The sequence below is a fragment of the Pseudomonas sp. ASL3 genome, from assembly GCF_056680425.1.
The window spans coordinates 4,956,540-4,968,709 of the sequence record NZ_CM155281.1 but is presented as its reverse complement, the minus strand read 5'-3'; the positions used below and the strand labels follow the sequence as shown (position 1 = coordinate 4,968,709).

The following is a 12,170-nucleotide window of genomic DNA, read 5'->3' as shown; positions in this document are numbered from 1 at the left end:
ATGCTGTTGATGCTCTATTTGATCGCCATCACTGCCGAGGCCATGACCGGTGCGCTCTCGGCGGGGCGGCGGGGCATGGACTGGTTTGGCGTGGTGCTGATCGCATGCGTCACGGCACTTGGCGGCGGTTCGGTTCGCGATGTTCTACTGGGGCACTACCCGCTGACGTGGGTCAAACACCCGGAATACTTGATCCTGACCAGTGTCGCGGCCCTGCTGACCATCTTTTTCGCACCGCTGATGCGCCATCTGCGCTCACTGTTTCTGGTGCTCGATGCCCTGGGATTGGTGGCGTTCACCCTGATCGGTTGCATGACCGCGCTGGAAGCCGGCAACGGCATGCTGGTGGCCTCGGTCTGCGGGGTGATCACCGGCGTATTTGGCGGAATCCTGCGGGATATCTTCTGCAACGACATCCCGTTGGTTTTTCGTCGAGAACTTTACGCCAGCGTGTCATTCGTGGCGGCCTGGTGCTTCCTGTTCTGCCAGTACCTGGCGCTTGCGAATGAGCAGGCGATCCTGATCACTCTGTTTGGCGGTTTCCTGCTGCGGCTGCTGGCGATCCGTTTCTGTTGGGAAATGCCCAAATTCGTTTATAACGATCCCTTGTAGGAGCGCGCTTGCCCGCGATCGGCTGCGAAGCAGTCGCAAAATCAGCGCATTCGATTCAGACAGTGAAAACTGTGCTCGGCATTTTTGGGACCGCTTCGCGGTCCATCGCGGGCAAGCGCGCTCCTACAGTTGACCGTATTTGCTGCGCTACAGCGTGGCGTCGAGGCGGGATGGGATCCCCTACAAAATTGAAGCGCGCCGCAACTCATGCTGCCTCAACGCCCACTCCACATGCTCACGCACCAGCTCTGACGGGTAGTTGCGTCGCGCTTCCAGCGCTTCCAGTACTGGAATGGTCGAGGGTGCATTGCCCAGCCCGACCGCCAGATTGCGTAACCAGCGTTCATAGCCTGCGCGGCGCAGGGGAGAGCCCTCGGTGTTGCTGAGGAACGTCTCTTCATCCCACAAAAACAACTCGGCCAGTCCGGCGTTGTCCAGGTTATGCCGGGGCTGGAAGTCTCCCTGGCTGGTGGGCCGGGCGAAGCGGTTCCACGGGCAGACAATCTGGCAGTCATCGCAGCCGAACACGCGGTTGCCGATCAGCGAGCGCAACTCTTCAGGGATTGCGGTCTTGAGTTCGATGGTCAGGTAGGAGATGCAGCGTCGGGCGTCCAGCACATAAGGGCCGACGAATGCTGCGGTGGGGCAAATATCCATGCAGGCCGTGCAACGCCCGCAATGTTCGCTGGCGTGGGGTGGGTCGACCGGCAGAGGCAGGTCGACGAACAATTCGCTGAGGAAGAAATAGCTGCCAGCCTTGCGATTGAGTATCAAAGTATTTTTGCCGATCCAGCCCAGCCCGGCTTTTTCGGCGATGGCTTTTTCCAGTACCGGTGCGCTGTCGACGAAAGCCCGATAACCAAACGGGCCAATGGCTTGCTGAATTCGCTCGGCCAGTTGCTGCACGCGTTTGCGGATCAACTTGTGATAGTCGCGGCCCAGGGCATAACGCGAGACATAGGCTTTTTCCGGTTGTGCCAGGCGTTGTGCCATTTCGGTGTCGCCCGGCAGGTAGTCCATGCGCAGCGACACCACCCGCAGCGTGCCTGGCACCAGTTCTTCCGGGTGCGAACGCTTGCTGCCATGAGCTGCCATATAGTCCATCTCACCGTGGTAACTCGCATCGAGCCAGCGTTGCAGGTGCTGCGCGTGCTCGCCCAGATCCAGGTCGGCGATCCCGACTTGTTGGAAGCCCAACTCGCGCCCCCAGTCTTTGATCGATTGGGCAAGGGCGGCCAAGTCGGCAGTAATTGGCTGATCGGCAGTAATAACGGGCATGCGAAGAGGGCAACCGGGGCTGAGGTGCGTATAATTCTGCCAGACATCGGAGCCAGAAAACGCATGCAGCCAACTAAACCGCAATTACCCGACGCACTGTACAGCGCCGCGCAGGTGCGGGATCTCGACGCCCGACTGATTGCGGCCGGTACGCCGGGCCTGGAATTGATGCAGCGTGCGGCTCATGCGACCTGGCGCGCGCTACGCCGCCATTGGCCCGAAGCACGGGAATTGACCGTGTTGGCAGGGCGGGGCAACAACGCCGGTGACGGCTATTTGATTGCGGCGCTGGCCCGACGCGCCGGCTGGCAAGTGGCTGTGCTGGCCGTCGGTGATCCTTCGCGATTGTCCGGTGATGCCGCGCAAGCGCATGCCGAGGCGGTGAGGGCGGGCGTCAGCATCGAGAACTGGTCCGCTGAACAGGCACTGCGTGGCATCTTGCTGGACGCGCTGCTTGGCACGGGCCTGAGTGGTGAGGTGCGCGAGCCTTACCTCAGCACGATCAACGCGATCAATGCCAGCGGCCTGCCAGTCGCGGCGGTCGATATTCCTTCCGGCTTGTGTGCCGACACCGGGAAAACCCTCGGCGTTGCCGTGCAGGCCCAGCTCACGGTGAGCTTCATCGGCCTGAAACTGGGGCTGTTCAGCGGCGATGCCGCGGACCTGGTCGGTGAGTTGGTATTCGATGATCTGCACGCCGATCCGGCGATCGTCGCGCAAACGCCGGTCAGCGCCAAACTGTTGGATACCTTTAATTTGCCACGTCTGGTCGCCCGACCCGCGACGGCCCACAAGGGCATGTTCGGTCGCGTGCTGCTGATTGGCGGCGATCATGGATTTGGTGGAGCGATCTTGTTGTCGGCAGAAAGCGCCCTGCGCAGCGGCGCGGGCATGGTGACGCTGGCGACCCGCAGCGAGCATGTCTCTGCCGCCCTGGCGCGGATGCCCGAAGTGATGAGCGCGGGGATTAGCTCGTCCAATCAGCTGGGTGCCTTGATCGAGCCGGCGGCGGTGCTGGTGGTGGGTCCCGGTCTGGGGCAGGCCCATTGGGGGCGCAGTCTGTTGTCGGCGGCGGCCAATGCCCGGCGGCCGCAGGTCTGGGACGCCGATGCCTTGAATCAACTGGCCAGCGAATGGGTCACCTTGCCGGCGCACAGTGTGATCACTCCACACCCGGGCGAAGCGGCGCGTTTGCTGGGCATCACCACCAAAGACGTCCAGGCGGATCGTCCTGCGGCGGCGCATGCGTTGGCGCAGAAATACCAGGCCGTTGTCGTGCTCAAGGGCTCGGGTAGTCTGATTGCCGATGTCGACGGGCGGCTGGCGTTGTGCGATCGCGGCCACCCGGCCATGGCAACAGCCGGTCTGGGCGATGTGTTGGCCGGACTTGTTGGGGCGCTGATGGCGCAAAGGCTGCCGGCTTTTGAGGCCGCGTGTCTGGCGGTCTGGTTGCACGCCAGCGCGGGTGAACGCGTGGGCGTATTGGGCCGAGGGCTGGCGGCCAGTGATCTTATTCCAGCCATTCGTCAGTTATTGGAGGAGCAGTCACCGTGTCAGAACTAACGCTGCATATGGCCAATGAAGACGCCATGATGAGCTTCGGTTCGCGTATCGCTCAGGTCACCGAAGGGCTGGGCGTGATCTTTCTGGAAGGTGACCTGGGGGCGGGTAAAACCACCCTGTCACGCGGGATTATCCGGGGCTTCGGGCATGTCGGCGCCGTCAAAAGTCCGACGTTTACCCTGGTCGAACCTTATGAAGTCGGTAAGATTCGCGCCTATCACTTTGATCTGTATAGGCTGGTTGATCCCGAAGAGCTAGAGTATATGGGGATCAGGGATTACTTTGATGGCGGGGCACTTTGCCTGATTGAGTGGCCCAAAAGAGGTGCGGGCTTTTTGCCAAAGCCTGACCTGACCATTACCATTACGCCGCATGCGGAAGGTCGATCACTGACTTTGAGCCCTGAGGGCTCGCGTGGCGAAACCTGGTGTGCCGCTTTGGCTTTGGAATTCAAATAAATGATGGGGTTAGGTATGCGCATGCGCGCGCTGGTTACTGTTGTAGGTCTGCTGCTGACGGCGCTGGCTGTCGATGCGTTAGCCGCTACACAGGTACGAAGTGTTCGCCTATGGCGTGCACCGGATAACACACGGCTGGTTTTCGATCTGTCCGGGCCTGTCGAGCACAGCGTGTTCACCCTCACGTCACCGGACCGCCTGGTGATCGATATCAACGGCGCCACCTTGGCTGCACCGCTGAAACTATCGACGACCAACACCCCGATCATCAGCATGCGCTCGGCCCAGCGAACGCCGACCGATCTGCGCGTGGTCATCGACCTGAAAAAGGCCGTCACCCCGAAAAGCTTCGTCCTGGCGCCGAACCAGCAATACGGCAATCGCCTGGTGGTGGACTTGTTCGATGACGCCGCCGACGCCAACCCAAATCCGACCATTCCCGACACCGCCGCCAATACGGCGCCCGCGGTGCCGGTCAGTCCCGTCAAGCCTGAGATCAAACTGACGCCTGTGCCCAACGGCAAGCGTGACATCGTGATCGCCATCGATGCCGGCCACGGCGGTGAGGATCCGGGCGCGGGCGGTGCACGAGGCCAGAAGGAAAAGGACATCGTGTTGTCCATCGCCAAGGAATTGCAGCGCCAGATCAACTCGGAAAAAGGCTACCGTGCCGAGCTGACCCGTACCGGCGACTACTTCATTCCGTTGCGTAAACGTACGGAGATCGCCCGGAAGAAGGGCGCCGACCTGTTCGTCTCGATCCACGCCGACGCAGCCCCTTCTTCGGCGGCCTTTGGAGCTTCGGTATTTGCCTTGTCTGAGCGCGGCGCCACGTCCGAAACCGCGCGTTGGCTGGCCGACAGTGAAAACCGTTCCGACTTGATCGGTGGCGCTGGCGCAGTAAGCCTCGACGACAAGGACAAGATGCTGGCCGGGGTGCTGCTGGACTTGTCCATGACCGCCTCGCTGTCTTCCAGCCTGAATGTCGGGCAGAAAGTGCTGAGTAATATCGGTCACGTCACTTCGCTGCACAAATCACGGGTCGAGCAGGCCGGGTTCATGGTGCTCAAGTCCCCGGATATCCCGTCGATTCTGGTAGAAACCGGCTTCATCTCCAACGCGGCGGAAGCGGCGAAGCTCACCGGCTCGTCTCATCAACAGGCACTGGCGCGCTCGATCAGTGCCGGTGTGAAGCAGTTCTTCCAGCAAAATCCGCCACTGGGCACCTACGTCGCCTGGCTGCGGGACAATGGCAAAATCGTTCAGGGGCCGCGCGATCATACGGTTCGCTCGGGTGAGACGCTGGCAATGATCGCCGTTCGTTATCAGGTGAGCGTGGCCACGCTGCGCAATACCAATGACCTGAAAACAGATGAGCTCAGGGTAGGGCAGACGTTGAATATCCCGAGCACTGCGTTGGCGGCTCAACCATGAGTGAGTCACCGCTCAGCGCCGCCCGTATCGAGTTGCTCAGTCCGCGTCTGGCGAACCAGATTGCGGCGGGAGAGGTGGTCGAGCGGCCGGCTTCAGTGATCAAGGAACTGTTGGAAAACAGCCTGGACTCCGGGGCCAGGCGCATTGATGTCGATGTCGAGCAGGCCGGGATCAAGCTGTTGCGCGTGCGTGATGACGGTGGCGGTATTTCCTCCGACGACTTGCCGCTGGCTCTGGCGCGGCACGCGACCAGTAAAATTCGCGAGCTGGAAGATCTTGAGCGGGTCATGAGTCTGGGGTTTCGTGGGGAGGCGCTGGCGTCGATCAGCTCGGTGGCACGCCTGACCCTGACCTCGCGTACCCGCGACGCCGATCAGGCGTGGCAGGTCGAAACCGAAGGCCGCGACATGGCCTCGCGGGTGCAGCCAGCTGCGCATCCGGTCGGCACTTCAGTAGAAGTCCGCGATCTGTTTTTCAACACGCCGGCGCGGCGTAAATTCCTAAAGGCCGAAAAAACCGAGTTCGATCACCTGCAAGAAGTGATCAAGCGCATGGCCCTGGCGCGTTTCGATGTGGCGTTCCATCTGCGGCATAACGGCAAAACCATCCTCAGCCTGCACGAAGCCAATGATGACAACGCTCGGGCGCGGCGTGTGGCGGCGATCTGTGGTCCAGGCTTTCTGGAGCAGGCGCTGCCGATCGAGGTGGAGCGTAATGGTCTGCATTTGTGGGGGTGGGTCGGTTTGCCGACGTTCTCCCGCAGTCAGGCGGATTTACAGTATTTCTATGTGAACGGCCGTGCCGTACGCGACAAACTAGTCGCCCATGCCGTGCGTCAGGCGTATCGCGACGTATTGTTCAATGGTCGGCATCCGACCTTCGTGCTGTTTTTCGAAGTCGATCCAGCGGTGGTCGATGTCAACGTGCACCCGACCAAGCACGAAGTTCGCTTCCGTGATGGGCGCATGGTTCACGATTTCCTGTACGGCACTTTGCACCGTGCGCTGGGTGATGTGCGGCCAGAAGATCAACTTGCTGGCACTGCGCCGGTGACTGCGTTGGTGCGCCCGACCGGGCCGGAAGCGGGTGAGTTCGGCCCTCAGGGCGAAATGCGTCTGGCCAACAACCTGCTTGAGCCATCGCCAGCAGAGCCTTATGCCCGGCCTGCCGGCTCAGGCGCGGGAGCGGGCTATCAGTTTCAATACTCGCCGCGCCCGACCGCGTCCTTGCCAGCCGCTGAAGCCCAGAGCGCCTACCGCGAATTTTTCGCGCCGCTGCCTGGCGCCGGTGCCGCGCCGTTGCCGGATGCTCAGGGAGATATCCCGCCATTGGGTTATGCCCTGGCGCAGCTCAAGGGTATTTATATCCTTGCAGAGAACGCCCAAGGCCTGGTGCTGGTGGACATGCATGCCGCCCACGAACGCATCATGTACGAGCGCTTGAAGATTGCCATGGCCAGCGAAGGGCTGAGCGGCCAGCCATTGTTGGTCCCGGAGTCCATAGCGGTCAGTCAGCGCGAGGCCGATTGCGCCGAAGAACATGTCAGTTGGTTCCAGCGCCTGGGCTTCGAGCTGCAGCGGCTGGGCCCGGAAACCCTGGCGATCCGGCAAATCCCGGCGTTGCTCAAGCAGGCCGAAGCCAATCGACTGGTGCATGACGTATTGGCCGACCTGATGGAATACGGCACCAGTGACCGAATTCAGGCGCACCTGAACGAACTGCTCGGGACCATGGCCTGCCACGGTGCTGTGCGCGCCAATCGGCGTCTGGCCATCCCGGAAATGAACGGTTTGTTGCGCGACATGGAAAACACCGAGCGCAGCGGCCAATGCAACCATGGCCGACCGACCTGGACCCAGATGGGCCTTGACGATCTGGACAAACTTTTCCTGCGCGGTCGCTGATGAGTGCTTTACCCCCGGCCATCTTCCTGATGGGACCCACCGCCGCCGGCAAGACCGATCTGGCGATAGAACTGGCCAAGGTGCTGCCTTGCGAGCTGATCAGCGTCGATTCGGCGTTGGTCTATCGCGGCATGGACATCGGCACTGCCAAGCCTTCCAGGGAGCTGCTGGCCGAGTTCCCGCACCGCCTGATTGACATTCTTGACCCGGCACAAAGCTATTCGGCGGCCGAATTTCGTACCGACGCTCTGGCCGCGATGGCCGAGATCACCGCGCGCGGCAATATTCCGTTGCTGGTGGGCGGCACCATGTTGTATTTCAAGGCATTGCTGGAGGGTTTGGCGGACATGCCGCCGGCCGATGCGGGCGTTCGCGCGCAGCTTGAAGCTGAAGCGGCGGCCCTTGGCTGGCAGGACTTGCACGATCAATTGGCCGAGGTTGATCCGGTGTCGGCGGCGCGAATTCATCCCAATGATCCGCAGCGGCTGATTCGCGCTCTGGAAGTTTATCGGGTAAGTGGTTTGAGCATGACCGCACACCGCGAGCAACAAACTGCGCAAAGTACTGAAGCAGCCGCCTCGGGACGTCATCAATTGCCCTATACTGTCGCGAACTTGGCCATCGCTCCGGCGGATCGCCACATACTGCATGACCGTATTGCGCAACGATTTGCACAAATGTTGGAACAGGGGTTCGTTGACGAGGTCTTAGCCCTGCGCGCCAGAGGTGACTTGCATTCGGGGTTGCCGTCGATAAGGGCAGTGGGCTATCGCCAGGTCTGGGACCATCTGGATGGCAAGTTGACGTGGGACCAAATGCAGGAGCGCGGCATCATTGCCACGCGCCAATTGGCCAAACGCCAGTTCACCTGGCTGCGCAGCTGGAAGGATTTGCACTGGTTGGACAGCCTGGCTTGCGACAATCTGCCACGCGCCTTGAAATACCTGGGATCGGTCTCCATATTGAGCTGAGACCTTACAATTGCTGTCTATCCTTGGGGGGTAGCGGCTTAAGCTGATTTGCTTACTATTTTTTCTATTGATCCTTAAAGGAGTGCGGCACATGTCAAAAGGGCATTCGCTACAAGACCCTTACCTGAATACTTTGCGTAAAGAAAAGGTTGGGGTTTCGATTTATCTGGTCAACGGTATCAAGCTGCAAGGCACGATCGAGTCCTTCGACCAGTTCGTGATTTTGCTGAAAAACACTGTCAGCCAAATGGTTTACAAACACGCCATCTCTACCGTTGTGCCGGTTCGTCCAATTCGCTTGCCTAGCGCGACCGAAACCGAACAGGGCGACGCTGAGCCAGGTAACGCCTGATAGGAGTCTGCTTTGTTCTTTGAGCGCCACGGTGGTGGTGAACGGGCCATTCTCGTTCACTTGGATGGTCAGGACCCTGAGGCGCGCGAAGATCCGCAGGAGTTTCAGGAGCTGGCGATTTCTGCTGGCGCCGAGACCGTCGCGTTCGTAAACGTGCCGCGTCATCGGCCATCAGCCAAATACTTGATTGGCAGTGGCAAGGTCGAGGAGCTTCGCGACCAGGTCAAGGCCGAACACGTAGATATCGTGATTTTCAATCACACCCTCACGCCCAGTCAGGAGCGCAATCTCGAACGTGTTTTCGAGTGTCGCGTACTTGATCGCACCGGTTTGATTCTGGATATCTTCGCGCAGCGTGCGCGTACTCATGAAGGCAAGTTGCAGGTCGAGCTGGCACAGCTCGAGCACATGAGTACCCGTCTGGTTCGCGGCTGGACTCACTTGGAGCGGCAGGGCGGCGGTATCGGTCTGCGCGGTCCGGGTGAAACCCAGCTGGAAACCGACCGGCGTTTGCTGCGGGTACGCCTGCGGCAGATCAAGGGCCGCCTGGAAAAGGTCCGCAGTCAGCGGGAGCAGGCCCGCCGTGGTCGCAAGCGCGCCGATATTCCTTCTGTATCTCTGGTGGGCTACACCAACGCCGGCAAGTCGACGCTGTTCAATGCGGTGACCGACTCCAATGTCTTCGCCGCTGACCAGTTGTTCGCCACCCTCGATCCGACCCTGCGCCGTCTTGAACTCGATGATCTGGGGCCGATCGTGCTGGCCGACACGGTGGGCTTTATCCGCCATCTGCCGCACAAACTGGTCGAAGCGTTTCGCGCCACCCTCGAAGAATCGAGCAACTCCGACTTGCTGTTGCATGTCATCGATTCCCATGAGCCTGAGCGTATGGCGCAGATCGAACAGGTGATGGTAGTGCTGGGCGAGATCGGGGCAGAAAGCTTGCCGATCCTCGAGGTGTATAACAAACTCGATTTGCTCGAAGGGGTGGAGCCCCAGATTCAGCGTGATGCCGATGGCAAACCGCAGCGAGTCTGGTTGTCCGCCCGTGATGGTCGAGGGCTGGACCTGCTTAAACAGGCTGTGGCTGAATTGCTGGGTGACGATTTATTCGTCGGCACCTTGCGCTTGCCGCAGCGTTTTGCTCGACTGCGCGCTCAGTTCTTCAAGTTGGGCGCTGTGCAAAGCGAAGAGCATGACGAGGAAGGTGGCAGTCTGTTGGCGGTACGTTTACCGCGTGTTGAGTTCAATCGCCTGGTGAGTCGCGAAGGAATGCAGCCGCTGGAATTCATCGAGCAACACACTTTGCAATAAAAGCCCGAGAAAGCGGTTGTGCCGCGGACACAGGCATTCTGTAGCATTGGTCGGCGCGCCGTGGGCGCGTCTTTGCTTTATCAGATGGAGAGCGCTATGGCTTGGAATGAGCCGGGTGGCAACTCGAATAATCAGGATCCTTGGGGTGGTAAGCGCAAGGGCGGCGACCGCAAGGGGCCACCGGATCTCGACGAGGCCTTCCGAAAGCTGCAGGAAAGCCTGAATGGGTTGTTCGGTGGTGGTAGAAAACGTAGTGGTGACGAGGACGGTGGTCAGCGCAAGGGCGGTGGTTTAGGTCTGCTCGGCATCGGTCTTGTCGTGCTGGCCGCCATTTGGCTGTACAGCGCTATTTACGTGGTGGATGAGCAGGAGCAGGCCGTGGTGCTGCGCTTCGGCAAATACTACGAAACCGTTGGCCCGGGTCTGAATATCTACTTCCCGCCAATCGATCGTAAATACCTGGAAAACGTCACTCGTGAGCGTGCCTATAGCAAACAAGGGCAAATGCTGACCGAAGACGAAAACATCGTCGAAGTGCCGTTGACCGTTCAATACAAGATCACCAACCTGCAGGATTTCGTGCTGAACGTCGATCAGCCGGAAGTCAGTCTGCAGCACGCGACTGAAAGCGCCTTGCGCCATGTGGTGGGCTCCACCGCGATGGATCAGGTGCTGACTGAAGGTCGTGAGTTGATGGCCAGTGAGATCAAGGAGCGTCTGCAACGCTTCCTCGATACGTATCGCACCGGTATCACTGTGACCCAGGTGAACGTGCAAAGCGCCGCGGCGCCGCGTGAAGTTCAGGAAGCTTTCGATGACGTGATTCGTGCCCGTGAAGACGAGCAGCGTTCGCGCAACCAGGCTGAAACCTACGCCAACGGTGTGATTCCGGAAGCGCGCGGTCAGGCTCAGCGCATTATCGAAAATGCCAATGGCTATCGTGATGAAACCGTGTCGCGTGCCAAAGGTGAGGCGGATCGCTTTACCAAATTGGTCGTCGAGTACCGCAAGGCTCCGGAAGTAACGCGCGAGCGTCTGTATCTGGACACCATGCAAGAGCTGTTCAGCAACACCAGCAAGGTGCTCGTGACCGGGGGCAACAAAGGGCAGAACAACCTGCTTTACCTGCCGCTGGACAAGATGATCGAAAGTGGTCGTGCCAGCGCTGCTCCGGCAACCGCTGCACCTGCTGGCAGCGAGGTAGGAGCACGCGCTAGCGAGCTTCAACAGCAGCACGATTTGCGTTCAAGGGAGAGTCGCTGATGAGCAATAAATCGCTGATCGCCCTGATTGTTTGTGCAGTGCTGGCGGTCGTTGCCTGGAATAGCTTCTACATCGTTGCCCAGACTGAGCGTGCGGTTTTGCTGCAATTCGGTCGCGTCGTCCAGGCGGACGTCCAGCCGGGTCTGCATGTGAAGGTTCCGTACGTCAATCAGGTGCGCAAGTTCGACGGGCGTTTGATGACCCTCGATGCACCGACGCAGCGTTTCCTGACGCTGGAAAAGAAAGCCGTCATGGTCGATGCCTACGCCAAGTGGCGAGTGAAGGACGCCGAGCGTTTCTACACCGCGACTTCCGGCCTCAAGCAAATCGCTGATGAACGTCTGTCGCGTCGTCTCGAATCCGGGCTGCGTGACCAGTTCGGCAAGCGCACCTTGCATGAGGTAGTGTCGGGCGAGCGTGATGCGTTGATGGCGGATATCACCGCTTCGCTGAACGCGATGGCAAGCAAGGAGCTGGGCATCGAAGTCATCGATGTTCGGGTCAAGGCCATCGACTTGCCGAAAGAAGTGAATCGCAGCGTTTTCGAACGTATGAGTACCGAGCGTGAGCGTGAAGCACGTGAGCATCGGGCCAAGGGTAACGAGCTGGCAGAAGGCATTCGTGCCGATGCCGATCGTCAGCGTCGGGTTCTTCTGGCAGAAGCCTATCGTGAGTCTGAAGAATCTCGCGGTGATGGTGATGCCCAGGCGGCCGCGATCTATGCCAAGGCCTATGGTCAGGATCAGGAGTTCTACGCGTTCTATCGTAGCCTGCGTGCCTACCGTGAAAGCTTCGCGAACAAAAGTGACGTGATGGTGCTGGATCCGAGCAGCGATTTCTTCCGCTACCTGGAAAAATCCAAGCCGTAATCGGCTCACCCGCCGGGCGGCAAAACCGCCTGGCGGGGTGATCGTGGAGGAAAACGTGTGTATGATGCGGCAGCCGGGAAAATCCCGGCTTTTTTGCGTCTGCACGATTGATTGGCTGCAGCGTGGTTGTGCGCTGGGCAAGATTTTTCGAG

General features: G+C 59.9%; 11 protein-coding genes. 10 read left to right on the top strand and 1 reads right to left on the bottom strand.

Annotated elements, in window-relative coordinates; translation table 11 throughout:
* Entirely contained in the window at positions 1-612 is a 612-nt protein-coding gene (locus AC1MEE_RS22935; RefSeq protein WP_480411810.1) for a trimeric intracellular cation channel family protein, read from the top strand.
* 180 nt (positions 613-792) lie between these two features.
* On the opposite strand, the gene queG is transcribed toward AC1MEE_RS22935, so the two are convergent.
* Positions 793-1,890, bottom strand: a complete 1,098-nt coding sequence (queG, locus tag AC1MEE_RS22930; protein ID WP_480411809.1) for a tRNA epoxyqueuosine(34) reductase QueG — start codon at positions 1,888-1,890, stop codon at positions 793-795.
* Positions 1,891-1,953: 63 nt separating this feature from the next.
* On the opposite strand from queG, the gene AC1MEE_RS22925 reads away from it, so the two are divergent.
* The 9 genes from AC1MEE_RS22925 (at position 1,954) to hflC (ending at position 12,018) form a co-directional block, all read left to right on the top strand.
* Complete coding sequence (locus AC1MEE_RS22925; protein WP_480411808.1) at positions 1,954-3,453, top strand: NAD(P)H-hydrate dehydratase; 1,500 nt, start codon at positions 1,954-1,956, stop codon at positions 3,451-3,453.
* Positions 3,441-3,911, top strand: a complete 471-nt coding sequence (gene tsaE, locus AC1MEE_RS22920; protein ID WP_480411807.1) for a tRNA (adenosine(37)-N6)-threonylcarbamoyltransferase complex ATPase subunit type 1 TsaE — start codon at positions 3,441-3,443, stop codon at positions 3,909-3,911. The genes AC1MEE_RS22925 and tsaE overlap by 13 nt, the downstream gene beginning before the upstream one ends.
* A 3-nt stretch (positions 3,912-3,914) precedes the next feature.
* Positions 3,915-5,345: an N-acetylmuramoyl-L-alanine amidase gene (locus tag AC1MEE_RS22915; RefSeq protein WP_480416313.1), complete on the top strand. Its 1,431-nt coding sequence runs from the start codon at positions 3,915-3,917 to the stop codon at positions 5,343-5,345.
* Entirely contained in the window at positions 5,342-7,249 is a 1,908-nt protein-coding gene (gene mutL / locus AC1MEE_RS22910; protein ID WP_480411806.1) for a DNA mismatch repair endonuclease MutL, read from the top strand. Before AC1MEE_RS22915 ends, mutL begins: the two co-directional genes overlap by 4 nt.
* On the top strand, positions 7,249-8,220 hold the full coding sequence (gene miaA, locus AC1MEE_RS22905) for a tRNA (adenosine(37)-N6)-dimethylallyltransferase MiaA (RefSeq protein ID WP_480411805.1): 972 nt from the start codon (positions 7,249-7,251) through the stop codon (positions 8,218-8,220). Before mutL ends, miaA begins: the two co-directional genes overlap by 1 nt.
* A gap of 91 nt (positions 8,221-8,311) precedes the next feature.
* Entirely contained in the window at positions 8,312-8,572 is a 261-nt protein-coding gene (gene hfq / locus AC1MEE_RS22900) for an RNA chaperone Hfq (RefSeq protein WP_040063849.1), read from the top strand.
* 12 nt (positions 8,573-8,584) lie between these two features.
* Complete coding sequence (gene hflX, locus AC1MEE_RS22895) at positions 8,585-9,886, top strand: ribosome rescue GTPase HflX (protein ID WP_480411804.1); 1,302 nt, start codon at positions 8,585-8,587, stop codon at positions 9,884-9,886.
* 96 nt (positions 9,887-9,982) lie between these two features.
* Entirely contained in the window at positions 9,983-11,149 is a 1,167-nt protein-coding gene (gene hflK, locus AC1MEE_RS22890; protein ID WP_480411803.1) for an FtsH protease activity modulator HflK, read from the top strand.
* The gene (gene hflC / locus AC1MEE_RS22885) at positions 11,149-12,018 is read left to right on the top strand and encodes a protease modulator HflC (protein ID WP_480411802.1); all 870 of its coding nucleotides are present in this window, start codon (positions 11,149-11,151) and stop codon (positions 12,016-12,018) included. Before hflK ends, hflC begins: the two co-directional genes overlap by 1 nt.
* Positions 12,019-12,170 lie beyond the last annotated feature (152 nt).

Excerpts from the sequence above, each read along its gene's own strand:
- AC1MEE_RS22935 (WP_480411810.1), top strand. The coding sequence starts at position 1 with ATGCTGTTGATGCTCTATTTGATCGCCATCACTGCCGAGGCCATGACC.
- queG (WP_480411809.1), bottom strand. The coding sequence starts at position 1,890 with ATGCCCGTTATTACTGCCGATCAGCCAATTACTGCCGACTTGGCCGCC.
- AC1MEE_RS22925 (WP_480411808.1), top strand. The coding sequence starts at position 1,954 with ATGCAGCCAACTAAACCGCAATTACCCGACGCACTGTACAGCGCCGCG.
- AC1MEE_RS22915 (WP_480416313.1), top strand. The coding sequence starts at position 3,915 with ATGGGGTTAGGTATGCGCATGCGCGCGCTGGTTACTGTTGTAGGTCTG.
- mutL (WP_480411806.1), top strand. The coding sequence starts at position 5,342 with ATGAGTGAGTCACCGCTCAGCGCCGCCCGTATCGAGTTGCTCAGTCCG.
- miaA (WP_480411805.1), top strand. The coding sequence starts at position 7,249 with ATGAGTGCTTTACCCCCGGCCATCTTCCTGATGGGACCCACCGCCGCC.
- hfq (WP_040063849.1), top strand. The coding sequence starts at position 8,312 with ATGTCAAAAGGGCATTCGCTACAAGACCCTTACCTGAATACTTTGCGT.
- hflK (WP_480411803.1), top strand. The coding sequence starts at position 9,983 with ATGGCTTGGAATGAGCCGGGTGGCAACTCGAATAATCAGGATCCTTGG.
- hflC (WP_480411802.1), top strand. The coding sequence starts at position 11,149 with ATGAGCAATAAATCGCTGATCGCCCTGATTGTTTGTGCAGTGCTGGCG.